We start from the raw sequence: 24,936 nt of genomic DNA on the forward strand, positions 1-24,936 counted from the left end.
TGAGTGGTTTTTTTATTTTTTAAGAAATACTTCTAGTATTTGTGTCGTTTCTATAAATGCTTGTATCTTTTCTTCTAACTGTATCTTGCCCATCGTAGTGATTGAATAATATTTTCGTTTAACTTGATTGTTTCCTTCCATCCAATAGGATGAAATCAACCCTTGTTGTTCTAGACGCTTAAAGGCGGTATAAAGCGTCGCTTCCGTTAATTCAAACAGATGATTTGAACGTTCTCTGATTGTTTGATTGATTTCATACCCATAGGAATCGCTTTTTCGAAGGATTGACAATATAATGGCGTCCGTATGACCCCTCAGTAAGTCTCCATATAAGTTCATATGCTAACCTATCGATACCTTTTTATTGTACGATATGACAAATAGATTAAACTTGAGGTAATACTAATTAGGACCAAGACAGCTGCACTTCCACGATTAAACATAAAATACAAATGATCGTCTATTATGAAATTGATTGATAATAAAAAAACATTAAAGACAATCGGTTGTAAACTAAGTAGAATTTTATTGTTTCTCTTTAATCCGATTGAGCTTAGAATCAGAATTGATAAAACCGAAACCAAAATAACCCCTGAATAGAATAGATTAGTCTCCATACCGATAAACGAGTTGATATAACGTGTTGAAATTTCGGTATCTTCATTCATATTTTCGATCGTAATAGGCATAATTGCTAGAATTAAAGTCGGCAATAAGCCTGTTACAAGATATAGATAGATGTATTCCATCCGGATGTGTTTGAGGATTGTTTTATGATTTTTAACGAGATACGGTATTATTTTGAACAAACCATAGAACATTGATAGGACCCCAGGTAGCAAGACCAGTGCCTGACCAATGATATTAACTGACATCGTGACTTCTTTTGCCGGATTGCTAAGCATGATAATAGAAAAAGACGTTGTTACGAACTGAATAATAAAAGCGGTTAAAATCACCCAAATGTTTTTGTTCTTCTTGTAATACCATATAAAGGAGAAAATAACTCCAATAGGTCCTATTAATAGTAGAAGTCCGTAACCAAATTCCAACGTGATCATTTTAAATATTTGTGTTATAAAAGGGTTATTCCATTGACCACTTTTTGTTTGTATAATCGTATTTACCAAATAACCAACTGCGTTAATGAAGACCCCAAATACATAAATCAACACAAGATAAATACTATCCATTTTACTATCTTCGGTGTCTTTCATAAAGTCTAAGGTGTCTTTAAGCTTTCCTTTAATTTGTTTTTCACCAGTCAAAAGATAATACTTGTATTTCAAACGCATGTATATCTTGTATGAAATGATTGTAAACACAACAAATGTTAAAACAAATGAAATAATACTAATCATGATGAAGACGCCTACTAGATTTAATAGCTGATCTGGACTTATTTGATTATCAAGCTGCATAAAGCCTGTTAAAAAAGTAGCAATCGATTGTATGATAACGGCTGAAATGAATGCTAAATTAAAGGTCCAAAATGAAAAACAAGTCTTCATGTATTTGAATATTTTTCTTAGATACGCCTTATAAAGTTCAATATCCATATCAGCTGACTTCACATGCATGGCTTTTGCATAAAGATAGTAACTCCCAACCGCGTACAGTGAAATGCTAAAAGCGGTAAAAATCGCACCAATGGCCCCATTAATTATCAGTAAAATTGTTGAAAATATGGCAAATATGACTGATGTAATCAGTGCATACTCTGGTAATGCTGGTGTTGATCTTTGAAACTCTAATGGCACATCCTCATTTTGTGGTGCTTGAAAGTCACCCATTGATTTAATTGATTCAACGTAGGCTTTTTCCTGTTTTTCCCCATCTTCGATCAATGAATTGTAACGATCAATCAAATTTGAAATAATCTCTTCTTTTAAGTCTTCTAACCCCTCTCTATGATCAAATCTAAAATAGTGGTTAACGTAATTTCTAATTTGTTTTTCCATATGCCCTCCATACCTAATCTGTTTATGTATAAATAATATCACTGTCATACCTAATCTGTCAAGGTATAACAAAAAAAAGAATGAACCAGCCAAAGGGTTCATTTTTTCTTCTTTACGATTCAATTAATTAGAAATCAAGCATGTGTCCCATTTTTTCTTTTTTGGTTTTCATGTAAAATTCATTTTTCTCATTATGATTTAATTGGATTTTCACACGATTTGTAATCTCAATCCCATAGCCTGATAACCCGTGTATCTTTTTAGGATTATTTGTCATTAATCTAATTTTCTTGACACCCAGTTCTACTAACATTTGAGCACCAATCCCATAATCTCTTAGATCATCTGGAAAACCAAGTGCTAGATTAGCTTCTACGGTATCAAGACCTTGATCTTGTAGGGCGTAAGCTCTAATCTTGTTAATTAGACCGATACCTCTACCTTCTTGTCTCATGTAGAGAATGATACCTCTACCTGCTTTTTCAATTCGTCTCATAGCGGTATGCAATTGTTCACCACAATCGCAACGCTTTGAACCAAAAGAATCTCCGGTTAAGCATTCAGAGTGAACCCTCATTAACACTGGCTCGTCTGTTGTAACATCACCTTTAACTAAAGCCACGTGATGTTCACCATTCAGTTTATTAATAAATCCGATCATTTTGAATTCGCCATACCGCGTTGGCATTTTCGCTTCTGCCACTTTCTCAATTAGAATTTCATTTTGGCGTCTTTCGTAAATAATATCAGATATTTTTAATACTTGAAACTCTTTTTTTGACTTTTCTAAGTCTTTTAAGAGCACTTGTTGCCCTTTATCATCGGTATTTAAAGAAGCTAAGCAAACCGTAGGTACATTTGCCATACGTGCAAGATCAATGATTGCTTCAGCCGGTGCAGCACGTTTTAATAGACCACCTTGTTTGGTTGCTAATAACGGAAATGAGCCTGATAAGTTAAAGGAATCAAATTTTTTACTTGAATCTAATAATAACTCAATGGTTTCTTTGAACCCCAGTGCCTTGAATCCATGATCGACTTTTTTTGCTGAGATACTTGCGTAATCTTCATCGTATTCAAGTGTACTATTTTTCTTAATATTCGTGACTTCACCAAATCGTTCATAGTCCACACAAATTCGAGCTTTATAAGTTAACCATTCAGTCAGTGCAAGTTCACTAATGTTTTGTCCGAATCCAGCGTAGTACGTTTCATTTTCCAAATTTTCATCATCTACTAAGATAATCTTGTTCTTTTCTTTCAAAATTGCTAAGCCTTCTTTAACTGTTAAAAACGTAATCATATGTCTCCCTCTTTTCTTGGCGTGGCCTTGATTATGTAATCACTGCCTCGTTTAATCACTTTGTTAAAATCTAATTTACAACTTTCTTTTAATGTTTCAAATCCAACACCTTCAACTGCACTTTTTGCAGTCATGCCTCCAATAATGATTGGAGATATGGTCGAAAACAGTCGATCAAACAAACCACTTTCAATAAATGAGAAGTGTATCGTCGAGCCACCCTCAACCAACATTGAATGAATGCCTTTTTCTTTTAGAATTTGAAGGACACGCTTTAAATCTAATGGCTTATTGTCCGTATCTAGTGAAATGACTTCATGTCCTTTTTCCGTTATTTTTCTTACTTTATCGAAGTCAACTGACTTACTTGTAAAAATGATGGTCTTTGTATGATTTAGTTGACTTAAAATAGGTTCGTTTAAATCGATTTTCAAATCACTATCGAGAACTACTTTAATTGGGTCTTTTGATTGCCCTTTTAATCGAGTTGTCAACAATGGATGATCAATCATCACGGTATTTATTCCCACCAATATGGCATCATGACTATTTCTAAGTTGATGAACAAACGTCCTTGACTTTTGACCTGAAATATACTTTGAATCACCTGTTCTAGTTGCTATTTTGCCATCAAGCGACATACCAAAACTAAGCGTCACGTATGGTCGATGCTTTAATAAGCCACAATACACCTCATTTAGCTCTTTAAATCTAGGATCATCTAAAAAAAATTGATTTGCGTAATCTATTATTTCTACATTACTTGACATGATATAAATCCTGGGTTTATTTAATCTTTTCAAACACTCATTTAGTTTTAAGTTGTCATATAAAAAAGAAACATACAAATCGGTATCTCTGTCCTGAATCAGGTTCAGTTCATTTATTTTGTAATAATTCAATTTGCCTTGATCGACTTCCAATATTAGAAAATAGGGCGAATCGCTTCTTTCGATGAATTGTTTTTTCGTTCTTAAAAACAACGAATTAATAAACTCTTTATTCACTGAATCGCCCCCTCTAGTTAGGTATCTGTCTTTATTTTATCTTAGCATGCTTTGATAGTCAAATAACTAAACTTGAAAATCTATATTAAGGTATTATTTTTCAATATTATCATTTGTTTATTATGCTTTTCTCTTTTTAAATATCGATAAAATTATGTATATTTAAATCTTATATATTTATATATAAAAAAATGACTATGTATGAATAGCCATTTCTTTTTTTATTTTAAAATATTTGATTGTTTTTGTGCGTACCATTGGTTATAAATATTATCCATTCTGCGATATTAACTGCGTGGTCGCCGACTCTTTCAAAATATTTAGCAACCATCATCACATAGATTGCCTCATTGGGATCAATTTCATCTTTTTTGAGTTCTTCTGTAATTTTATAAATCAATCTTGAAAATAATTCATCAACCTGATCATCTTCATCGATTACCGTTCTTGCTAAGTGTTCGTCCAGTGTAATTAATGCATCAATTGATTTTAAAACCATGGATTCGATAATTTCTGCCATTTGAGTTGTTATCGGCATGACTCGATTATTTCTTGTTTGTGTTAAATGCAGTGTCATTTCTGCAATATCTGAGGCATGATCACCGATGCGCTCTATGTCAGTAATCAGTTTTAAAATGCCTGTGACAAACCTCAAGTCTTTTGCAACTGGTTGTTCTTTCCAGATGATTTTTATTGCTTGTTTTGCAATATTTTCTTCTAAGTTATCGACCAATTCATCATTTTTCATGACTTGTTTAGCTTTATCAAAGTCATTTTGTTTAAATGCAATTAAACCTTCTTTTAAATTTTCTATGGCAATTCTGGCCATTTCTTTTACGGATTGTTTTAGCTCTTGAAGTTCTTGTTCGAGTGTGATTCTTGCTGTCATATTATCCAAACCTTCCTGTAATGTAGTCTTCCGTTTTCTTGTGTTTTGGTGATGAAAATATTTTTTCAGTTAAATCATGCTCAACTAAGTCACCATTTAAAAAGAATGCCGTTTTATCAGAGATTCTCGCCGCTTGTTGCATATTATGCGTTACGATGACAATGGTGTATTCTTTTTTTAACTCAACTATTAACTCTTCTATTTTTGCTGTTGACACTGGATCGAGCGCTGAGGTTGGTTCATCCATTAAAAGGACCTCTGGATTAATCGCTAGTGCTCTTGCGATACATAGTCTTTGTTGCTGCCCACCAGATAAACTTAGCGCAGAATCCTTAAGACGATCTTTTACTTCCTCATAAAGTGCCGCTTTTTTAAGTGATTCTACCACAATACGGTCAAGTTCACGTTTGTCTTTGACACCCTGACATCGATTGCCGTAACAAACATTGTCATAAATTGACATCGGAAACGGGTTTGGTTTTTGAAAGACCATCCCAACTTGCTTCCTTAGATTAATCACATCCATTTTTGAGTGATAGATTGGTTCATTTCGGTACATGATGTCACCTGTGACTTCACAACCTTGAATTAAATCATTCATTCGATTTAGTGTACGTAAAAACGTGGTCTTACCACAACCCGATGGTCCGATGAGTGCAGTTACTTCGTTTTTATGTATGGTCATATTTATATGTTCAAGCGCTGTTTTCGTGCCATAATCGACTCTTAGGTCATTTACTTGAAATAAAGCATTAGACATGGTTATTTATCCCCTTTAGTGTGAATTTTCTTGCGATCAGTTTGATTAGCAAGTTTAAGGTTAATACAATTAATAAGATGATGAGTGCGATTGCCGCTGAAAGTTCAACATTGGCTGGTTCGTCACTCATCATTTGCCATATATGAACCGATAGTGACGCACTTTGTGTTGTCAAACTTACCTCATCCTTGATTGTTGCACCGATGGCAAATACTAAGGCTGCAGATTCACCAATGATACGGCCAATCGATAACAGCGTTGCAGTCAGTATACCTCCAAACGCATTTGGAAGAATAATCTTAAATGTGGTTTGATGTTTCGTTGCCCCAAGCGCAATGGACGCTTGTCTGTATTCATCAGGCACAACCTTAAGTGATTCTTCGGTTGTTCTAATAATCACTGGTAATAGAATAACTGACATCGTCAATGCACCTGAAATGAGGTTTCCACCTGTTGCACTAGTCAACCTAATTGTTAAAGGTACAAATACGGCTAAGCCCATCAAGCCATAAATGATTGATGGTACACCAGTCAACATTTCAATCAATGATCGTAACACCTTATTTACCCTGTTCGGCTTTTGGTACTCATTTAAGTAAATCGCTGCCCCAATCCCAATGGGTAAACTAAATACAAGCGACCAAACAATTAAATACAACGTCGTCACAATTGATCCTCTAATTCCACCACCAGGGACTTGAAACTCGACTTCTCTAAAGTTATCGACTAAATCCAAATCCTCGATCATTTTTTTTGCACCATATCTAGACAATGAAGATCCTTGATCGTAATAAGCAATACGCACAATGGTTTGATCAACCTTTAGCCTTAATGGTTGTTCACTAATGCCTTTATCAACAAGCTCGTTAAACACGGAAGCTTTATCCAAATAAACCACACGTACAACTGTTTTGCCCATTAAATCCGTGTCATCGGTTAAACCAATACCCCATTTTTCTGAATAATAGACACGCAGGTCTTTTGTCTCATAAGAACAGTCACAATTAACCACAGTCTCACTTGGTCTACCAATGTAGGTTACTGATTCGTAGTTGTTTTTAATTAAGTCTAAATTGATGAGTGATGACCCCTTTACAAGGGCATATAAGACAAGTGACAATAACGTAAGAAACGTAAAACCAATCGAGACATAGGTTAGGCTATAGTAAAATCGGTCGTGTGTTTTTCGTTTTCTAAACATCGAGATTACCTATCCTTTTCTTAATCTGATTTAAGGTAATGTTGGTGATTAAAATCACTACCATTAATACAATCCCTACGGAGAACCTGATGTCATAGTCTAAGCCGGTGGTCTCCTTAATACCTTGAAGCATCGCGGTTGTTAGAGTCCCCGTTGACTCAAAAATATTAAAGGTAATCCCTGATTGTCTACCACCAGCAACAATTGAAACCGCCGTTGCTTCACCTAAGGCTCTTCCAACGCCTAAAATCGCACTTGAAAATATACCTGACTTTGCTTTTTGAAGAACGACTTTAACGTTGGTTTGCATTTGAGAGGCACCTAAAGCAAGTGAACCCTCAACCAACTTATTATCCACAGATCGAATCGATACCTCACTTAAGGTAGTGATGGTAGGAATGATCATTAAGGCTAAGATAATCACCGTTGCTAAAATACTATTGCCGCCTTTTGATTGAATGCCAAATAATTTACTAAAATTATAAACCAACTCTAAAACGACCCCATAGCCAAATAGACCATAGATAATCGACGGTATACTCGCCAAGATTTCGATGATTGTCCGAAAGAGTTCTGCAACTTTCCTAGGGGCGATTCGAGCAATAAAAAGGGCTGTAAATACGCCAATCGGAAACGCCAGCAGTAATGCTAAAAAAGCAATGTAAACGGTCGAGATAATTAAAAATCCAACGCCGTAAAGATTTGATTTGAATGCTTCACCAACCAGCCATGTATCGTTCATCAAAAATCGCAGTAAGGAAACTCTACCAAGCCCTGCATTTGATGAAATAAACGGAATGAATCCTTTAACCAAAATCACGGCCATAATAATAAAGATGAACGACGCAGATAGATACGTACATCCCCTTAGAATCCATGTCAGTGACTCATTACCTATTTTTTTAATTGTTCGATTATTCATATTTATACTCCTAAAAAGAAGGGCAATCTTTCATGCCCTTGTTTGTCATTTACTTGATTGCATCACTTACTTGTTGCCAAGTAGTAAACGCCCCACTATACATATTTTTTAAGATCACCGCATCCACATCGTTAATCGGGTTGTCTTTGTGTACAATCGCTACAATTGCATCCCAAGCCAACTGACCACGATTTGTTTCTGCCACGTCTTTGGTTTCGCTTACTGTGAAATATCTTGATGCAAAACCAACGTCTTTTCCAACAGAGGTATCTTTAATTGATGGGTCATTGGTACGCTTGTATCCATCCGAAGAACCCGTATGATCGTGTTCAGCGACGAAGTTACCCGCTTTTGCCTTAAAGGCACTCGTTAATGCTTCTGCTACTTTTTGAATTGAATCCGATCCACCAAAACGAATTGTTACCGCACGATTGTCTTCTAAGGTAATCGGGTATTGTGATTTAATGTCATCCCATGTTTTAGTTGCACTTAGACCAATCGCACCTGCGTTATTAATAATGTCTTGTGCATCTGTCGTTGTTAAGAATGCAATAAATGCGTTCACTAATTGTTCAACTTTTTCACTCGGATAGTCACCTGCTTGTCTTGTCATCCACATAAACGGACGCTTAAGTTCATAGGTGTTATTCATCACGTTAGCCTCGGTTGGTTGAACGCCATTAAATTTTAACCCTTTAACTTCCTCATTTAAACTAGAAAGTGAAATGTAGCCGATGCCATATTCGTCAATCTTCATTGCATTGACAATTGCTGTGTTGTCTCTAATTAAGAAATTAGGTGCTAAGACGCTGTCGGATTTAGCTGCTTCTGAAAACCCGATACCATTCATAAACCCATCTCTAGTACCTGATGAGGTATCTCTTGTATAAATAGTAATTGTACTTTCGTACTTAAATGAATCGTCTTTAGACGTACAAGACGCCAAACTAAACACAATGCTCACTAACGCAATTAAAATCAGTTTTTTCATTTTTGATGTTCTCCTTTTTTCTTTTACGGCTTCATTGTATAAAAAAAAAGATGTTCAAAATACCATCCTTTGAAAAGTTATTGTAAAGGTCTTGTAAAAAACAAAAAAGACAACGATTATGTCATTGTCTTTTTAAAGTTGATTACTCGTAGTCTTTTAAACTATTCAATTTATACCCAGTTCCCCAAATAGTCTCGATAACTTCAAATTCACTTGAAAAATGAAGTTTGTTTCTTAACCGTGTAATTTGAATCCCTAACGCATTGTCAGTTGCCGAACGATCGTTTTGCCATGCGTAATTAATGATTAAGTCCTTTGGCACAACAGACCCAATGTTTTCAAGCAAAATCTTTAATATCTTACTTTCAACGATGGTCAATTTCATTTTCTTGTTGTAGTTGTAAATGGTCCGGTTTCTAATGTCAATTGATAGTGGTCCAATTTTAAAGGTGTAACTGTTGTTTCTTTTTTTATCCATAAAGTCAACAATCGCCTTCACTCGCGCGCTCACGATTAATGAGGAGAAAGGGATTTCGATATACCCTTCGGCACCTTGATCGTGATAAGCTTTCTTTTCTAGCTCGTGATCGTCTCTTGAAAAAACGAACAAGGGAGCTAAATATTCATCGTTAATAAAACTAATCATCTTGATGTTGTCATCGTAGGTTTCATCTAATTCTAAAAAGACAAAATCATATAGTTGATCATCTTGAAGTAACTTTTCGATAAAAGAATAATTCTCAACTCTAAATTGAAACTTATCTTTTTCAAAGTGATCAATGAGCGCTGCGAAATATCTGAAATCTCTGCAAATTAATAGAATATTCTTCATATATGCTCCTTATATATAATATAGCTAATTCAGTTGGTACAAAAAGAACATAAGCTCTAGAGTTTTAGGGTAATTGGGGATTACTACTATAAGTGTTATGTTCTTCTTGCATTTTCATTATAACAAATAAATCCTTTCGTAAGTCTTTCAATGTAGAATATTTTTAAAGAAACATTTAACTTTATGGTATCGTTTTTTATAAACTTCATTCGTTTTTAGTTTACAAAATGAAAAACATTCAGTTAGAATAAAATGAGACTTTAATCATATTTCTAAGATTCCTCAGGATGACTTAGCAAAGGGCTTAGATGGTTCTTGATCATCTTTATGTCCTTAACCCATTAAACGATTGGATACAAAATCCAAGTAGTGACCACTTGCTTCATTTATGACAATAACTTATGCGTTATCAACACTTGAGAAAAAAGTGAGATAACCTCACTTACTTTCTACTTATTCTTCTTTAAACTTTGAATGATAAAGATAACCCCAGCTACAATACCAGAGAGTATGGTTGAAACCACAGCAAATAAGACGTAAATTAAATCCGCAAAAGAACCTGGCTCATCCTCACCTAAAGTTAACAGAAACAAGCCGATCGCAAGTAGTAAAAAGATTAGTGACAAAACATACTTATACGCTTTTTTCTTTATCACAAAGAAAACACCAATCAAAAAGATAACGGAGATTACTGCTGTAAACCCAATACCAAAACTATTCATTATTTCACCTCATTTTTAACCATTTTACATACTTATAATTTGAATGTCAAATAAATCATCGTTAATATGAAGAAAAACCGGCAAATAGCCGGTTAAACTTCTTAATAAACGTCGATGATTCGTAACGTATTGGTCGATCCGTGTTTTTGAGCCCAACCTGAGGTGATTATGATTTTATCTCCTTTTCGTAAGCCGAACTCACGTGCGACTTCCTTAGCGACTTTATCATAAGAACCAAAGTCAGTAAAGTCTTTTCTTAGTGCAGCAAAAATGCCACAATAATACGTTAACTTACGACAAGTCTCTTCGTTATTTGCAACCGCAATGATTGGTACCGATGGTCTAAATTTACATAGACGTTTTGGTGTTCCACCAGTTTCTGTAAACGCGATAATTGCTTTGACTTCTGGTAAGGTTTGAGCGGATTGACTCACTGAAATACCAATGGCATCATTTACCGTCGGTTGACTGGTCAATATGGCCTTTTGAAGTCGTTGATTATAGTCAATGTTTTGTTCAATTGCTTTAGCAATTAAATCCATGGTTGCAACCGCTTCAACTGGGTAATCACCAGCCGCTGACTCACCGGATAACATAATGGCGTCACTACCGTCTAAAATTGCATTTGCGACGTCAGAAGCTTCCGCTCTTGTTGGTCTAGGGTTTGCCATCATAGACTCTAACATGTGTGTCGCCGTAATGACCGGTTTACCTTTTTCATTAGCAACCTTGATGATTTTCTTTTGATAGACTGGTACTAAAGACGTTGATACCTCAACCCCTAAATCACCTCTTGCGACCATGACGCCATCGCATTCATCAAGTATATGTTCGAGTTCATCCACACCTTCTTGTGATTCGATTTTAGCAATCAGTTCAATTTTAGGTGCGTTTAGGTCGTGAAGAATTTCTTTGATTTCTAAAATATCTTCTCTTCTTCTAACAAATGATAAAGCGAACATATCAACGCCTTGCTTCACGCAAAACTCAATGTCTTCTCTATCCTTTTTAGAAACAAATGGCATTGATAGCTTCACGTTTGGTACGTTTACACCTTTTTTAGTCTTAATTACGCCATTATTTTGGATTTCACAGGTTAATACATCCTCCGTCGTCTCTAAGATATTCAATCGAATTTTACCATCGTCGATTAAAATGAAATCGCCAACGCTGATGTCATCAAACAATTCAACACAATCGATGTGGAAACGTTCTTTGTTTCCAATGATTTTTTCTTTGTGGACTTTAACGATGTCGCCTTTTTTGAACATCGCAGCGCCATTTTCAAATTCGCCAGTACGTATCTCAGGCCCTTTTGTATCTGCCAAAATACCGACGTATCGTCCAAGCTTCTTAGAAACACGTCTGATTCGTTCGATTCTTTCTTGGTGTTCTTTGTGGTTTGCATGCGAGAAATTCAATCTTGCCACATTCATTCCAGTCAAAATCATCTTTTCAATCATTTCGTCTGTGTCCACCGCGGGACCTAGCGTACAAACGATTTTTGTTTTTCTATCCATCGTATAACCTCCCAAGTTTAACTGCGATCGTATAAAATACAATCGTCTCTTATATAGTTATTCTACCATATTTATTTAGGTTTGTTTGAGTGTAGGTGAAATTATCTCAGAATTAACACACTTGATTTATAATTGTCAAAAAATAATTTGGCATGGACCGACATCGGGTGTATAATGAAAGTGACAACAGTGTCACAAAAGGAGATAAAGTCATGCCAAAAGAGACCTTTATAAAGTTACCTCAAGAGAAAAAAAACACCATTTTGAATGCGGCAGTAAAGGAGTTTCAAGAACGAAGAGTCGAAGACGCAATTATCGCTAACATCATCAAAACCGCAAAAATCCCTCGTGGCAGCTTCTATCAATACTTTAATGACATCTATGATTTATACGAGTACATTATCGGTTATATCGAGGACATCAAAACAGATCACTTCCAAGGTATCTTTTTGTCCTATCATCTTCCTTTTTTAGATCGAGTTCGGTTATTAATTGATAAGGCCATCGACTTTGCCTCTCAAAACAAAGCCTTCGTTTTCATCGGCAAAAGACACAGTGAATCGGTCTACGTCAAATACAGCATTGACTTACAAAATCGGATGAATGACCTAAAAACAACGTTTGATTTATGGATAGATACCGATAAAGAAAGAAACTTAATTCGAAAAGAAGTTGACACTAGAACCTTATCACACGCGGCCGTTACTTTCTTTACACAACTGGTCACCGAGTTCTATTTATATGAAAAATACACCAAGAATGAACTTAAAGTTAAAAATGAATGTTTAATTGACATCTTGAAAAACGGGGTGAAGTTCAATGTTTAAAATCAAAGACTTATCTTACCGATACCCAAAAAATCAAACCGATACAATCAAAGGGATTTCCTTTGAAGTCAAACAAGGCGAGATTTTTGGCTTCTTAGGGCCTTCAGGCGCAGGAAAATCAACGACTCAAAAACTCTTGATTAAACTACTTGAAGGTTATGAAGGCGAGATTTACTACCTAGATAAACCCTTAAATACCTTTAAAGAATCGTTTTATCAAGACGTCGGTGTTTCATTTGAAATGCCGATTCACTTCTCAAAACTAACAGCGAGTGAAAACATCGAGTTCTTTAAACGATTTTATAAAAAGACCATTGATACCGATAAACTCTTAAAACAAGTAGGGCTTTACGAAGACAAAGATAAAAAAGTAGGCGAGTACTCCAAAGGTATGAAGATCAGATTAAACTTTGTGAGAGCTATGATCAATGACCCGAAAATTTTATTTTTAGACGAACCAACCAATGGCCTTGACCCAACAAACGCTAAAATCTTAAAGGACTTAATCCTAGATTTTAAAGCACGTGGTGGTACGGTCTTTTTAACCACACACATCATGAATGACGTCGAACAACTATGTGATCGGGTCGGCTTTATCAAAGAAGGTAGGATCATCGAAATTGATACCCCTAAGAATTTGAAACTCAAATACGGGAAGAAAGTCATTACGGTTGAGTATAAAGATGATAATCAACTTACGCTTGTTACATTTGATCAATCCACGATCAAAACTAACGAAGCCTTCTTTGACTTGATGAAACATAAGGAAATCGTCACCATTCATAGTGGCGAAACGACCTTGGAAGAAATTTTCATCAAAGTCACCAAAGAGAGGATTGTCTGATGAAATCGAACTTGTCCTATCTCATTCTTGGCGAACTTGTTAGACTAATCAAATATAAAATCCACCTAGTTTCGCTTCTTTTATTGTTCTTGTGGTTTGTGATTCTATCGATCATCAAAGACAATCAACTGTTTAATCAATTTTTACCAATGATATTAAGTGTGGATGCGACCATGATGGCAATCTTATTTATTGGATCAATTCTATTTTTTGAGAAGTCAGAACAAACCGTTTCGACACTCCTTGTAACACCAATCAAAAAAAGACACTTAATTGAATCAAAAATCATCACTAACGTCATTCACTTAACAACGACATCGCTTTTATTAACCTTGCTTTTTGTGATCATACGAGGAATTGAAATCAATTTTATTATTTTGATTACGGCATTGATCCTGTCAATATGGCTTCATAGCCTCATCGGATTTTTCTTTTCATTTTTAACGAAGTCGTTTACCTCTATGCTTGTTTTTTTGATGGCTTACTCACTACTTTTAATGATTCCTACCTTTTTAAAGTCGAGTAATTTGTTTTTTACTAATGCACTCTTTGATTATCTCTTTTTGATTAATCCACAATACGCCGTTAGTATTTTGATTGAGGCAAGTCTAACCTCAAAAGATGTACTTCTTCCAATCCTAGCCTACCTATCTATAATTTTATATATTGTATTTTTTTCCTTGGTCGTGGTCTATCCAAACTATCAAAAAAGTGCCATTAAACAAAGTGGGGTGTAATGATGTTCTATCGTTTATTAAAAACCGAGTTAAAACAAGCCTTTAGAGACCCACTTTACCAAGTGTTCCTATTTTACCCGGTGATACTAGCCTTGCTTGCTTTACTCTTAAAAGACGTCTTAAGTCAACAACCAAAAACGGCTTATTTACTCGTGCTTTCTTTATTTGTATTGATGGGCGGTTTTATCTTTGGTGCACTCATTGGGTTTTCACTACTTGATGACAAAGACGACTTTGTCTTAATTAGTTTAAAAACAAGCCCACTCGGTGTAAATACCTACGTCATCTATAAATTACTCATTGGCTATTTCTTTGGCCTCATTAGTACCTTAATGATGATTGCTTCATTCTCTTTGTTTGAAATGCCTTGGTATACCATTATCTATGTCACCTTACTAAGCAGTTTACAAGGGCCGATAATCGCTTTAATCATTAGTGCTTTTGCCTCTAACAAAGTCGAGGGCTTTGTCATAATGAAAAGCGCTGGCTTGTTATTGATAGCCCCGATCATCAGTCTATTTGTTGAAGGCTGGCAAGAAGTATTTTTATACCTCATTCCCGGTTTTTTCCCACTCAGATTATTACTAAGTGATGTCACAAGTACCGTCTTATTTTTAGGTAACCCTTTATACTATTTTCTATTAGGACTGATCGTTGAGTTATCGATTTTATCTATCTTGTTTATACTTTATCAAAAGAAACTAAAGAAAATATCGTAAATAGTTTAAACGTCCTACAATAAAGACCTAATGGTTGGTATTAATCAATTTAGATGGTATGAATACGCACTATCCTCCTCAGTGATGATTGTCTTAATCGCGACCTTATTCGGCGTCTATGATTTAGCATAACTTCTGCTCATCTTCGTTGTGAATGCTTTAATGAACATTTTTGGCCTTGTGATGGAACAAATGAATCAAAACAAGAAAAAAGGCGATAAGATCGACTGGAGTCCATTCGTGTGGGGGACTGTCGCTGGGCTAGCGCCTTGGATTGTTATCTTAATGTATATGTTTGGAACCGGTAACTTTGATATGGTCCCTTGGTTTGTTTGGGCAATTGTAGGCACCTATTTCGTTGCATTCAATACCTTCCCAGTCAACATGATTTTACAATACAAAAAAATTGGTAAATGGAGTAACTACCTATATGGTGAGCGTACTTACATTGTCTTAAGTTTAGTTGCAAAAACAATTCTTGCTTGGTTAGTCTTGTTTGGTGCCATGCAGCCTTAACCAATTAAATCAAATAAAAAATCCTCGTAATGAGGATTTTTTCATATTATTGTAGTTCTAATTTCTTTTCAATCGAAACATAAACAAGATAGAAAAATATGCTAGCAAGTGCAAAATAGATCAATGTAAAATACCAAATGAAGTTCATTGCATTTGTATTACCAAGACCACTGAATAAAAATAGTGGGCCAACTGTAAATATCGAGGTTAAAATGCCTGTTATCTGAGAGATAACAAAATAGACGACAAAACCAACAATCACTTTATGTTCACCCTTATATAAGGCGTTTGTAACAGCAAACGTCAACATAATCAGTAGGATGGTGTAAGTCATATAGAATAAAGCTAACATTAAGAATGAGAATATCTCAAATGTGTTTTCAAACACAAACAACGTCCCAATCGATTGATAGAATCCAATAAAACCATCAAGTGAAATACTAAGTAGGAACCCACTAAAAGCCAAAATGGCAATTAGGATAGAGCTAAATCCCCAAAACACATTAACAAGGACTTTTGATAAGATAATCTGTAAAGCTGATACCGGTGTTGCAAACAATAAATACCCTGGTTTACCATAAACACGCTTACCAACACTAATGATAATGTTATAAAGGGTTAAAAATACAAGTGCAGCCATTAACAAACCAAGCACACTCATTAATAACGTGCTTACCTCACTTAGTTTGATTTGTCTAGTTAAAGGCGTAATAATCGAAAAAACAATAACGGCTACGTATACCGGTAGATAGCTACGATAAGACGCCAAAAACTCATGTTTGACTAATTTTCTAAACATATCTAAATACCTCCTTGAAGGTTTCTAACAAACTCTTACCTGAGGCTTCTAACACCTTATCTAAATCCTCATGTAATAAGACTTTACCTTCTTTTAAGAAGATCACTTGATCAAACAAGTTTTCAACGTCATAAATTTGATGCGTTGAAAGAATAATCGTCGACTCTGGTGTGTGGTGTGCCATAATCGCATTTAAGATGGTATCTCTTAATGCCGGGTCTACCCCACCAATTGGTTCATCAAATATGTAGATTTTTGCTTCTCTTGAAAGGATTAAGGCTAACTGTAATTTTTCTTGATTACCTTTGGATAGTTTTTTAATGTATTTACGATCCTCAATTTTAAATGTGGTCATTAGCGAATCAAATTTATCAACGTTAAAATCACTAAACATGTCTTTAAAATAACGTTTGACGTCTTTGATCTTCATCCAAGAATCAAAATACAATTGATCTGGTAAGTAACTAATCACAGACTTTGAGTCGTAACTAATTAATTTGCCATCGATATAGACTTTTCCATCGTATTGTTTTAATAACCCTGTAATGACTTTAATCAGAGTTGTTTTCCCAGAACCATTCGGACCAAGTAGGCCAATGATTTTACCTTTTTCTATTTGCAGATTAACCCCATCAAGCGCTTTAAATCGTTGATAGTTTTTAGTTAATGCTTCAATCTTGATTAATTCATTCATTTTATTTTCCCATCCTTTTACTGATTCGGTAAGTGGTTAAAATCAAAACGCCAACGGCAAGTAAACTACAAAGACTGAGTAACACCGTTAAGTTGACATCCAAACCGAATAACCCAATTTCATTTGTCCCATAATAAACTGCGATGTCATCAACGACTTGTTGTGCATCAGTGTCACCAAAGTTTTGTTTAAGTACCGCCTCATAAGGGACTTCAAGCATGACTCGTTTTAATAAAATCGTCATGTGCGTAAACGGGATGACCGAAGCCACCTTTTGCACAACTGATCCAAGTTGTACCAAAGGCATATAAATACCAGAGGCAAACCCGACAAATGTACCAAGCACCCCCGATAACGTACCAAATGCATTGACACTCTTTAAAAATGAAATGATAAATATCATAATCGAGGTCGAGATAAACGTGTAGAATACCAACAACCCACTAACCTTTAAAATAATGCCAATACCATAAAAATAACCCGTGTTCACGTAGACATATAATATTGTCACAAGCCACATAATAAAACTAAAGAATAAGGTCACAATAATCGCACTAAAGTAGTAACTTAAAATGATTTTATAGCGTTTGACCGGTGTGACTAAAAACGCATCTAAGCGACGTTGTTCCATATCGACAATAAAACTACCTACCACACCTAAAGAAAGCGTTAAGGTATTGATGACTAAGACCCCACCCATCATTTGTGAGGTAACTAAGAAACTAACGAGCTTTGGATCGATAAAATCAAGACCACTACCATAACTTTTTCCGATGAATAGAAAATAAAGCGCCAGTAAGATAATGATGCTTAAAAACGAAAAGAAAACCGCGGTTTTATCCCTAATAAATATTTTAATACTTCTTAGGGTTAAGTTTGTTATTTCATACATGATTCTCACCAATCACATTGATGAATACATCATCAAGTGTGCCTTTGACTACTTCAAATGATTTTATGTTAGTTCTAATTTCATCAATGACTAAAAGTGAGTCAGTTGAATCATTGATTTCGATTTGATATTGTTGACCTGATTTAATATAGTTGTGCTTTTTCTTTGTGAAGTAAGCCTCAAGCGCGACTTTATCGTTAGGAACGACGCGAAAGTAGTCTTTCGAATACGTTTCTTTAAGTTCTTGTGGGCTACCTTCAACTTTAATTTTACCTTTATCAATAATGACAATGTAATCCGCGTTTGCCGCTTCTTCCATGTAATGCGTCGTTAAGAAGACTGTGATGTTTTCTTCTTTTCTGAGTTTTTCAATGACTTGCCAAACCATCTTTCTGGTCTCTGGGTCAAGACCGGTGGTCGGTTCATCAAGCAATAACAGGACTGGGTTAGAAAAAAGTGCTCTTGCAATTTCAACCCTGCGTTTTTGACCACCAGACAGCGTTTTGAAACGTTGGTTCTCAATTTCTTTTAATTGCAGTTTTTCAACCAACTGGTTGTATCTAACTAAAACGGCCTCTTTTGTTTTTAGATACAAGGCCCCTCTCAAGATTAGATTTTCTCTTACCGTTAAGTCTGGATCTAATACATTTTCTTGAAACACCACCCCGATTTGTCTTCTAAGTTGCTCTTTATCATCGGTGCCATTTAACAAGAATTTACCCCCATCTTTTTCTAATAACGTGGTAATCATCTTGATGGTGGTCGATTTCCCTGCCCCATTTGGACCTAAAAAAGAAAATAAACTACCTTCTAAAACAGAAAATGAGACATCATCGACTGCTTTGATGTCTTTGTAATACTTCTTTAAGTTCGATACTTCTAGTAAAACCCTTCGTTGCATATAAAAAATCACCCCTACTTTTCTATTATTATCATAACACATGATTTCTTTAAATTAAAGATTTTTTTAGTAATTCACTAAATTTACAATTCTTACAAAAAAATGACACCTATTTGGTGTCATTTTTGTATTAGATTTTGTTATTTTGATGTTAGACGATTTCGCATCGCTAGTAGTCCAAATCCACAAATAAAGCTAAGCATCGTAAACATACCATAAATTAGCGTATCAAAACTCGCCATGATTTGTTCTTGATCTGTGCCATTAATTGAAAAGAGTTTTAAGAACGTAACAAGCAATAAACCAACACCTACAAAATTAAGTAATGAACCGACAACCGTTAAAATATAGTCTCTCATGCTTTCTCTCCTTGCTTTTGAAGACGATCTATTTGTCTACCGACACGTCTATACTAATTATAATATAACACAATTTAGAATAAATTACTATTTTTTTTAAGATTTATGGAAAACTGACGAAAAAGACTTGGAAATTGAAGCTTTTTATCAATAGTTTTGTTTCGCAGGAATAACGCCTCTAACCCCACCACGTGGGTTATCAACATCCCCGCGATAGCGTGGAATCACATGAACATGAAAATGAAGTACCGATTGACCGGCCGCATAACCGACGTTTGTTCCAATGTTATACCCATCAGGCATGAACTTACGATCGATTATTTTCTTTAAATCAACAACGGCATCGTCAACCGCAATACGCTCTTCTCTTGTGCTATCAAAATAATTTAGGATATGTCTTTTGGTTATCACGAGCATATGTCCTTTTGACACTGGGTAGTAATCTTTAACAACAAACACTAAGTCATTCTCATAAATGATTTCTTCTTTGTTTTTATACTTATCACAAAATAAACACATAGACTTACCTCCATTTGATATCACCTTCAATTATTAGTGATATGATGTTATATTTTACCCTATTTTATGTTAAAATAACAATGGAATTTCAATTTTTCTTTCATATTTTTGATTGTTATTTCATTTTATTAACTATCTAAAACAAGAAATGGAGTGGATTTTGATGTACCGATTGATTAAACCAACGATTGAAATGAAAACAGCCTATGAGGCTTACATAAACGACTGGAAAGACGAATCATTAACGCCAGTCACTTCGGACTTAAAAGATAAAACATACGAGCAAATGCTTGATGAGTTTTACCGTGCAGAACATGACATTAATTTACCAAAAGGCTACGTGCCTGATTCAAACTACTTTTTTGTCAATGAGCATAAGGAATTATTGGGTTTTGTTAACATCAGACACTACTTAGACGACATATTATTTAAAATACGTGGTCATATTGCCTACGGCTTAAAGCCAAGCGCTAGAGGTAACGGTTTAAGTAAAATCATGCTTGACCTCGCAATCGAAAAAGCAAGAGAAAAAGGCATTAAGAATATATTGATGGTCTGTGATAAATCAAACATCGCATCAAGAAAGACCATTGAAGCGTGTGGCGGTGTGCTCAAAGACGAAGTTTATGACGTCACCGACCACGAAATCATCCAACGTTTTTGGATTAGTTATGAGGAAAAAAAACATGAGTAAACCCTTTTACATACTCGCAATAAACCCAGGATCAACCTCAACTAAAATTGCTGTATTTAATCATGACACACTTCTATTTAAAGAAAGCATCTCACACAAAGAAGAAACACTTAGGACATACAAAAGCATTGTTAGTCAATTCCAGTTTCGTTTAGAAACCATTAAAGATGCTTTGGCAAAACACCAGTTTGATTTAAGATCACTTAACAGTATTGTCTCAAGAGGCGGCATGTTAAAACCAATTGAAAGTGGCACCTATTTAATTAATGACGCCGTCATCAATGACTTGAAAAACGCTAAATACGGCGAACACGCATCAAACCTTGGTGCTTTGATTGCCTATGAACTCTCTAACGAATTAGCAATTGATGCTTATTTTGTTGACCCTGTGGTGGTCGATGAAATGACCGGTATTGCTAAAATGACGGGCTTAAAATCCCTCAAGCGTCGTTCGATTTTTCATGCCCTTAATCAGAAAATGGTCGCTAAACGTTATGCAAAAGAGCATAACAAACCCTATGAGTCACTAAACTTAATTGTCTGCCATCTAGGTGGTGGCATTAGCGTTGGCGCACACCATTTGGGTCGTGTCATTGACGTTAATAACGCTCTAAATGGGGATGGACCAATGTCACCTGAGCGTACTGGAAGCCTACCTGTCATTGATTTAATTGACTACATATATACCCAAAAACCATCCAAAGAATCACTCTTAAAATTGATTGCTGGGGGTGGTGGGTTTGTTAATCACCTAAATACCAATGAAGGTTTGAAAGTGATGGAAATGATTAACGAAGGCAATACCTACGCAAAAAACGTCCTAGAAGCCATGTGTTACCAGGTCGCAAAAGAAATTGGTTCAATGGCTTGTGTACTCAGTGGAAAAATTGACGGCATCATCCTTACAGGTGGTCTTTCTTATAATGCTACCATCGTGTCCTTAATTAAATCTCGAATTGACTTCTTGGCTCCCATCACAGTTTATGAAGGTGAAGATGAAATGCTTGCCTTAGCCCTAGGTGTCTTAACTTGTAAGGATCACAAAGACCAAATCAAACATTATGGAGGATAACATGCAACTTCTAGAAAACTTACTAAGTCAAACAAATGATCGTCCAAAAACGGTCGTCATTCCTTGTGCCTGTGACAACCACGTTCTTCTTGCTGTTGAGATGGCTAGAAAAAACGGTTTGATCAAGGCCATCCTAATTGACGATAAGAACAAATTACTCCATTTGATGTCTTCTTTATCAATTGATCCGACGTCTTATGAAATCATTGACGAATCGGACGTCGATTTCGCTTTATCAATTTCGATGCTTGTCATTCAAAACGGACGTGCCGATTTCTTAATGAAAGGCCTAATTGATACAAAACTCATCCTAAAAAAAGTGCTTGATAAAAAATATGGTTTTCGTAAAAGTAACCGCATGACACATGCCACACTCGTTGAAACTGCTTTTTATCATAAACCTTTTTTACTCTCTGATGCCGCAATGAATATTGACCAGTCATTTGAAACAAAAATCGAAATCATAAAAAATGGTGTTGGTCTCTTACACAAGCTTGGCATTAATCAAGCAAAGGTTGCGGTATTATCCGCTGTCGAGAAAACAAACGAAAAGCTTGAATCTACCCTAATTGCACAACAATTAAAAGAACTCAGCTTAAATGAGGATTTTTACGGGGCGATCATTGAAGGCCCACTTCAGCTTGATAACGCGATCAATAAAGAATCAGCAACGCACAAACAAGTGGATAACCTCGTTGCAGGTGATGCGGATTTCTTAGTCATGCCGAATCTAGAAGCCGGTAACATCTTTTACAAATCACTGATGTTTTTAAGTGAGGCAAAAAGTGCTTCTGTTGTCTTAGGTGCTTCTTTTCCAATCGTTGTTACCTCAAGAGCCGATTCATCAGTTACAAAGTATCACTCCATCTTACTTGCCTCATTATTATGTGAAAAAAAGGACATTTAGTCCTTTTTTTTCTCCATTTCTAGCCAAAAATCACTTAATACCATTTCAAGCGCTTCTGGTGTTTTACACACCTGTTGGTTTGTCCAATGAGAAGGCATAAGCTTGCGATAAACCGATTTTGAGAAGCGATCATCAATTAGTATCGCAACCCCGTAATCGTCATCTCTTCTGATCACACGACCAACCGCTTGAATGACTTTATTCATCCCAGGATAAGTGTAGGCGTAGTCAAATCCTTTTTGAAACGTCAGGTCATAATAACTTTTCAACTGATCATTTTCGTGGTTAAGCATTGGCATTCCAACCCCAACAATAATTACCCCATTAAGCATATTACCCACGTAATCAATGCCCTCTGAGAACACACCGCCCATCACAAAAAATCCAAGTTGAGAAATTGGTGAGTCCGCCCTAAATTTAAGCAACGTTTCATCCCTTGATTGCACATTCATGTCACGTTCTTGTACGATTATTAGCGCATCAAGGCTCTTAGGTAAGACTTTTTTTACCGCATTTAAATACTGATAACTAGGGAAAAAGACAATGTAGTTTCCCTTTTTTTGCGCAACTACTTTTTTGATGACTTCAACAATTACATCTAAACTTGCTTCTCTGTGTTGAAATCGTGTATTGATTTGGTCCATCACAATCACTTTTAGTCTTGATGGGTCAAATGGGGAGGCAATCGTTAAATCGTAGCCTTCGTTTTGATTGATAAGCGTTTTATAGTAATCTAGTGGACTTAAGGTTGCACTAAAAAACACCGCAGATTGAATCTTATTATTAATTGTTTGTTTCAAATATTCACTCGCATCAAGACAAGAAAGACTAACGACCAAGTCATCACCTTGTCTCATCACGTTGGTTTTATATGCTTGATTGTAATACTCCATAATCACCGAATAGTTTAGTAGTTTTAAATAACCTTCCATCACTTCTGATTTTTTAGGATAGTCTTGATTTTCTTTTAATGAACTTTGAATCTTTTTCATTAAAAAGGTCACTTTTTCAGAAAGCGTATAATCCGGTAAATCATTACTAAGTAGATGCGCTTCTGCAAGTTTTTCATCAAGCGTGTCAAAATACTCAATGACTTTATTGACTTGATTTCGAATGGAGGGTTTTAATTTACTGCCTTTTTTTCTAAGGTCAATCAAATCTTCTTTCGATAGTTTAGCCGAATACATATCTCTTGATCGGCTAATCAGGTTATGTGCTTCATCAACAAGGACAATCGGTTGATAGGTCTCATCATCAAAGTAACGAATCAAATGAACTCTAGGGTCAAACACATAATTATAGTCACAAACGATCACATCGACAAAGTAAGAAACGTATAAGGAATATTCAAAGGGACAAACCATGTGTTTTCTAGCGTACTCTTCAATAACCTCTTTTGTTAATATGGTTTCATTCATAAAGATGTCTTGCATCGCCTCAGTCAACCGATCAAAGAACCCTTTCGCAAACGGGCATTTTTTGGGATCACAATCTCTTTTTTCTAAAAAACAAATAGTGTCTTTTGATGTGATTTCGATCATTTTGGTTTCTAATCCGTTTTGGTGTAGCGTTTGAAGTGCTTCAATAGCGACGTCCTTACCTTGATTTTTTGCCGTTGCATAAAAGATCTTTTGCTTGTCATTATCCAATGCTTTAATACTTGAAAATAATGCGGCCATTGTCTTACCAATCCCCGTTGGAGCGACTGCAAATAGGGTTTCTTTTTGTTTGACACTACTATAGACATAGGTCATCATCTCTCTTTGACCTTTACGATACTCACCAAAAGGAAACTTTAAGGTTTCAATTGAACCTTCTTTCTTTATCTGATGCGCTTCAAGAATTTGTAGCCATTGTAAATAATTTGTTAACGATTCGATATAAAATGGTTCTAATTCTTCAAGTGTAAAATAGAATTCGAATCCTCTTGTTTTATAATCACTAATTTGAATGTAGGTGAGTTCTGTGTTTAAATCAAATAGGTGATTGTTCTTCATGAACATGTAACTGTATAGTTTTAATTGAGCTAAGTGTTCATTTGAATAGAAAAAATAATCGTCAAAGATGTTCTTCTTTGTTGATTTTATTTCTTCTAATCGATAGTCATTTAGTTTTTTCTTTACCCCATCGATACGTCCTGAAAGCGTAAACTCATACCCTTCAATTTTACTCATATATTCAATTGGGTATTCACTGATGTCATCGATTTCGTACTGCCCTTGAATGTGCTGATGGGCATTTATTCCTTCAAGTGCAACCACATTTTGGAAGTTTTCACTTGATAAATCCCCACTTTGATACAAGAACGTGACTAAATCTCTAACACCGACTTTGTATGTTTTATTCAT

Annotated in this window: 26 protein-coding genes and 2 pseudogenes; 8 read left to right on the plus strand and 20 right to left on the minus strand. The window is 35.4% G+C overall.

Annotated features, from left to right (window positions below; translation table 11 throughout):
- Positions 1-12: 12 nt before the first annotated feature.
- From BN853_RS05930 to pyk, 12 genes are all read right to left on the minus strand, one after another.
- Positions 13-339 (minus strand): PadR family transcriptional regulator, encoded by a 327-nt coding sequence (locus tag BN853_RS05930; RefSeq protein ID WP_052591308.1) that lies wholly within the window; start codon positions 337-339, stop codon positions 13-15.
- A gap of 8 nt (positions 340-347) precedes the next feature.
- Complete coding sequence (locus tag BN853_RS05935; RefSeq protein ID WP_030005049.1) at positions 348-1,961, minus strand: hypothetical protein; 1,614 nt, start codon at positions 1,959-1,961, stop codon at positions 348-350.
- Between the two features lie 127 nt (positions 1,962-2,088).
- Positions 2,089-3,264 (minus strand): GTP cyclohydrolase II, encoded by a 1,176-nt coding sequence (gene ribA, locus BN853_RS05940; protein WP_030005050.1) that lies wholly within the window; start codon positions 3,262-3,264, stop codon positions 2,089-2,091.
- Positions 3,261-4,271: a bifunctional diaminohydroxyphosphoribosylaminopyrimidine deaminase/5-amino-6-(5-phosphoribosylamino)uracil reductase RibD gene (ribD, locus tag BN853_RS05945; RefSeq protein ID WP_030005051.1), complete on the minus strand. Its 1,011-nt coding sequence runs from the start codon at positions 4,269-4,271 to the stop codon at positions 3,261-3,263. Before ribD ends, ribA begins: the two co-directional genes overlap by 4 nt.
- Before the next feature lie 226 nt (positions 4,272-4,497).
- On the minus strand, positions 4,498-5,160 hold the full coding sequence (gene phoU, locus BN853_RS05950; protein ID WP_030005052.1) for a phosphate signaling complex protein PhoU: 663 nt from the start codon (positions 5,158-5,160) through the stop codon (positions 4,498-4,500).
- 1 nt (position 5,161) lies between these two features.
- Complete coding sequence (gene pstB, locus BN853_RS05955) at positions 5,162-5,920, minus strand: phosphate ABC transporter ATP-binding protein PstB (protein WP_030005053.1); 759 nt, start codon at positions 5,918-5,920, stop codon at positions 5,162-5,164.
- Positions 5,913-7,121, minus strand: a complete 1,209-nt coding sequence (gene pstA, locus BN853_RS05960; RefSeq protein ID WP_030005054.1) for a phosphate ABC transporter permease PstA — start codon at positions 7,119-7,121, stop codon at positions 5,913-5,915. The genes pstB and pstA overlap by 8 nt, the downstream gene beginning before the upstream one ends.
- A complete protein-coding gene (gene pstC, locus BN853_RS05965; protein ID WP_030005055.1) occupies positions 7,114-8,043 on the minus strand; it encodes a phosphate ABC transporter permease subunit PstC in 930 nt (309 codons plus the stop codon). Before pstC ends, pstA begins: the two co-directional genes overlap by 8 nt.
- Positions 8,044-8,092: 49 nt before the next feature.
- Complete coding sequence (locus BN853_RS05970) at positions 8,093-9,034, minus strand: substrate-binding domain-containing protein (protein ID WP_030005056.1); 942 nt, start codon at positions 9,032-9,034, stop codon at positions 8,093-8,095.
- A gap of 142 nt (positions 9,035-9,176) precedes the next feature.
- On the minus strand, positions 9,177-9,866 hold the full coding sequence (locus BN853_RS05975) for a winged helix-turn-helix domain-containing protein (RefSeq protein WP_030005057.1): 690 nt from the start codon (positions 9,864-9,866) through the stop codon (positions 9,177-9,179).
- Positions 9,867-10,315: 449 nt separating this feature from the next.
- Positions 10,316-10,588 (minus strand): hypothetical protein, encoded by a 273-nt coding sequence (locus BN853_RS05980; RefSeq protein WP_030005058.1) that lies wholly within the window; start codon positions 10,586-10,588, stop codon positions 10,316-10,318.
- Between the two features lie 101 nt (positions 10,589-10,689).
- The gene (pyk, locus tag BN853_RS05985; protein ID WP_030005059.1) at positions 10,690-12,108 is read right to left on the minus strand and encodes a pyruvate kinase; all 1,419 of its coding nucleotides are present in this window, start codon (positions 12,106-12,108) and stop codon (positions 10,690-10,692) included.
- A gap of 212 nt (positions 12,109-12,320) precedes the next feature.
- Between pyk and BN853_RS05990 the strand changes: the two genes are divergently transcribed.
- The 5 genes and pseudogenes from BN853_RS05990 to heR all read left to right on the plus strand — a co-directional run.
- Entirely contained in the window at positions 12,321-12,935 is a 615-nt protein-coding gene (locus tag BN853_RS05990; protein ID WP_030005060.1) for a TetR/AcrR family transcriptional regulator, read from the plus strand.
- Positions 12,928-13,779: an ABC transporter ATP-binding protein gene (locus tag BN853_RS05995; RefSeq protein WP_030005061.1), complete on the plus strand. Its 852-nt coding sequence runs from the start codon at positions 12,928-12,930 to the stop codon at positions 13,777-13,779. The genes BN853_RS05990 and BN853_RS05995 overlap by 8 nt, the downstream gene beginning before the upstream one ends.
- Positions 13,779-14,516 carry an ABC transporter permease gene (locus BN853_RS06000; protein ID WP_030005062.1) on the plus strand — a complete coding sequence of 246 codons (738 nt, stop codon included), beginning with the start codon at positions 13,779-13,781 and terminating at the stop codon, positions 14,514-14,516. The genes BN853_RS05995 and BN853_RS06000 overlap by 1 nt, the downstream gene beginning before the upstream one ends.
- Positions 14,517-14,518: 2 nt before the next feature.
- Complete coding sequence (locus tag BN853_RS06005) at positions 14,519-15,235, plus strand: hypothetical protein (protein WP_157869943.1); 717 nt, start codon at positions 14,519-14,521, stop codon at positions 15,233-15,235.
- A 24-nt stretch (positions 15,236-15,259) separates the two neighbouring features.
- Positions 15,260-15,751: pseudogene (gene heR / locus BN853_RS06010) on the plus strand (heliorhodopsin HeR); the annotation flags it as partial.
- A gap of 46 nt (positions 15,752-15,797) precedes the next feature.
- Here the strand turns inward: heR and BN853_RS06015 are convergent.
- The 7 genes and pseudogenes from BN853_RS06015 to BN853_RS06040 all read right to left on the minus strand — a co-directional run bounded on the left by BN853_RS06015 (position 15,798) and on the right by BN853_RS06040 (position 19,915).
- Positions 15,798-16,550: a hypothetical protein gene (locus BN853_RS06015; protein ID WP_030005065.1), complete on the minus strand. Its 753-nt coding sequence runs from the start codon at positions 16,548-16,550 to the stop codon at positions 15,798-15,800.
- Positions 16,543-17,244 (minus strand): ABC transporter ATP-binding protein, encoded by a 702-nt coding sequence (locus BN853_RS06020; protein ID WP_030005066.1) that lies wholly within the window; start codon positions 17,242-17,244, stop codon positions 16,543-16,545. Before BN853_RS06020 ends, BN853_RS06015 begins: the two co-directional genes overlap by 8 nt.
- 1 nt (position 17,245) lies before the next feature.
- Entirely contained in the window at positions 17,246-18,136 is an 891-nt protein-coding gene (locus tag BN853_RS06025; protein WP_030005067.1) for an ABC transporter permease, read from the minus strand.
- A complete protein-coding gene (locus BN853_RS09200) occupies positions 18,129-18,524 on the minus strand; it encodes an ATP-binding protein DrrA1-3 family domain-containing protein (protein ID WP_427909981.1) in 396 nt (131 codons plus the stop codon). The genes BN853_RS06025 and BN853_RS09200 overlap by 8 nt, the downstream gene beginning before the upstream one ends.
- Positions 18,519-19,079: pseudogene (locus BN853_RS09205) on the minus strand (ABC transporter ATP-binding protein); the annotation flags it as partial. The gene BN853_RS09200 and the pseudogene BN853_RS09205, both read right to left, overlap by 6 nt.
- A 98-nt stretch (positions 19,080-19,177) precedes the next feature.
- Positions 19,178-19,396, minus strand: coding sequence for a hypothetical protein (locus BN853_RS06035; RefSeq protein WP_030005069.1), 219 nt, complete (start codon positions 19,394-19,396; stop codon positions 19,178-19,180).
- Positions 19,397-19,543: 147 nt separating this feature from the next.
- Positions 19,544-19,915 carry an HIT family protein gene (locus tag BN853_RS06040; protein WP_030005070.1) on the minus strand — a complete coding sequence of 124 codons (372 nt, stop codon included), beginning with the start codon at positions 19,913-19,915 and terminating at the stop codon, positions 19,544-19,546.
- 163 nt (positions 19,916-20,078) lie between these two features.
- Between BN853_RS06040 and BN853_RS06045 the strand changes: the two genes are divergently transcribed.
- From BN853_RS06045 to BN853_RS06055, 3 genes are read left to right on the plus strand one after another with little or no spacing between them, the layout of a single operon-like run.
- A complete protein-coding gene (locus BN853_RS06045) occupies positions 20,079-20,609 on the plus strand; it encodes a GNAT family N-acetyltransferase (protein ID WP_030005071.1) in 531 nt (176 codons plus the stop codon).
- Complete coding sequence (buk, locus tag BN853_RS06050; protein WP_030005072.1) at positions 20,602-21,681, plus strand: butyrate kinase; 1,080 nt, start codon at positions 20,602-20,604, stop codon at positions 21,679-21,681. Before BN853_RS06045 ends, buk begins: the two co-directional genes overlap by 8 nt.
- 1 nt (position 21,682) lies before the next feature.
- Complete coding sequence (locus BN853_RS06055; protein WP_030005073.1) at positions 21,683-22,588, plus strand: phosphate acyltransferase; 906 nt, start codon at positions 21,683-21,685, stop codon at positions 22,586-22,588.
- On the opposite strand, the gene BN853_RS06060 is transcribed toward BN853_RS06055, so the two are convergent.
- Positions 22,585-24,936: an ATP-dependent DNA helicase gene (locus tag BN853_RS06060; protein WP_030005074.1), complete on the minus strand. Its 2,352-nt coding sequence runs from the start codon at positions 24,934-24,936 to the stop codon at positions 22,585-22,587. The two genes, BN853_RS06055 and BN853_RS06060, sit on opposite strands and share 4 nt — an antisense overlap.

This window comes from Paracholeplasma brassicae, assembly GCF_000967915.1.
Taxonomy (GTDB): Bacteria; Bacillota_I; Bacilli_A; order Acholeplasmatales; family UBA5453; genus Paracholeplasma; species Paracholeplasma brassicae.

Coding starts and splice junctions, on each gene's coding strand:
- pstA (WP_030005054.1), bottom strand. CDS start 7,121: ATGTTTAGAAAACGAAAAACACACGACCGATTTTACTATAGCCTAACC.
- phoU (WP_030005052.1), bottom strand. CDS start 5,160: ATGACAGCAAGAATCACACTCGAACAAGAACTTCAAGAGCTAAAACAA.
- BN853_RS05990 (WP_030005060.1), top strand. CDS start 12,321: ATGCCAAAAGAGACCTTTATAAAGTTACCTCAAGAGAAAAAAAACACC.
- BN853_RS06055 (WP_030005073.1), top strand. CDS start 21,683: ATGCAACTTCTAGAAAACTTACTAAGTCAAACAAATGATCGTCCAAAA.
- ribA (WP_030005050.1), bottom strand. CDS start 3,264: ATGATTACGTTTTTAACAGTTAAAGAAGGCTTAGCAATTTTGAAAGAA.
- BN853_RS06040 (WP_030005070.1), bottom strand. CDS start 19,915: ATGTGTTTATTTTGTGATAAGTATAAAAACAAAGAAGAAATCATTTAT.
- buk (WP_030005072.1), top strand. CDS start 20,602: ATGAGTAAACCCTTTTACATACTCGCAATAAACCCAGGATCAACCTCA.
- pstC (WP_030005055.1), bottom strand. CDS start 8,043: ATGAATAATCGAACAATTAAAAAAATAGGTAATGAGTCACTGACATGG.
- BN853_RS05975 (WP_030005057.1), bottom strand. CDS start 9,866: ATGAAGAATATTCTATTAATTTGCAGAGATTTCAGATATTTCGCAGCG.
- BN853_RS05930 (WP_052591308.1), bottom strand. CDS start 339: ATGAACTTATATGGAGACTTACTGAGGGGTCATACGGACGCCATTATA.
- pstB (WP_030005053.1), bottom strand. CDS start 5,920: ATGTCTAATGCTTTATTTCAAGTAAATGACCTAAGAGTCGATTATGGC.
- BN853_RS05995 (WP_030005061.1), top strand. CDS start 12,928: ATGTTTAAAATCAAAGACTTATCTTACCGATACCCAAAAAATCAAACC.
- BN853_RS05935 (WP_030005049.1), bottom strand. CDS start 1,961: ATGGAAAAACAAATTAGAAATTACGTTAACCACTATTTTAGATTTGAT.
- BN853_RS09200 (WP_427909981.1), bottom strand. CDS start 18,524: ATGGTTTGGCAAGTCATTGAAAAACTCAGAAAAGAAGAAAACATCACA.
- BN853_RS05970 (WP_030005056.1), bottom strand. CDS start 9,034: ATGAAAAAACTGATTTTAATTGCGTTAGTGAGCATTGTGTTTAGTTTG.
- BN853_RS06045 (WP_030005071.1), top strand. CDS start 20,079: ATGTACCGATTGATTAAACCAACGATTGAAATGAAAACAGCCTATGAG.
- BN853_RS06015 (WP_030005065.1), bottom strand. CDS start 16,550: ATGTTTAGAAAATTAGTCAAACATGAGTTTTTGGCGTCTTATCGTAGC.
- BN853_RS06025 (WP_030005067.1), bottom strand. CDS start 18,136: ATGTATGAAATAACAAACTTAACCCTAAGAAGTATTAAAATATTTATT.
- BN853_RS06005 (WP_157869943.1), top strand. CDS start 14,519: ATGTTCTATCGTTTATTAAAAACCGAGTTAAAACAAGCCTTTAGAGAC.
- BN853_RS05980 (WP_030005058.1), bottom strand. CDS start 10,588: ATGAATAGTTTTGGTATTGGGTTTACAGCAGTAATCTCCGTTATCTTT.
- pyk (WP_030005059.1), bottom strand. CDS start 12,108: ATGGATAGAAAAACAAAAATCGTTTGTACGCTAGGTCCCGCGGTGGAC.
- BN853_RS06000 (WP_030005062.1), top strand. CDS start 13,779: ATGAAATCGAACTTGTCCTATCTCATTCTTGGCGAACTTGTTAGACTA.
- BN853_RS06020 (WP_030005066.1), bottom strand. CDS start 17,244: ATGAATGAATTAATCAAGATTGAAGCATTAACTAAAAACTATCAACGA.
- BN853_RS06035 (WP_030005069.1), bottom strand. CDS start 19,396: ATGAGAGACTATATTTTAACGGTTGTCGGTTCATTACTTAATTTTGTA.
- BN853_RS06060 (WP_030005074.1), bottom strand. CDS start 24,936: ATGAATAAAACATACAAAGTCGGTGTTAGAGATTTAGTCACGTTCTTG.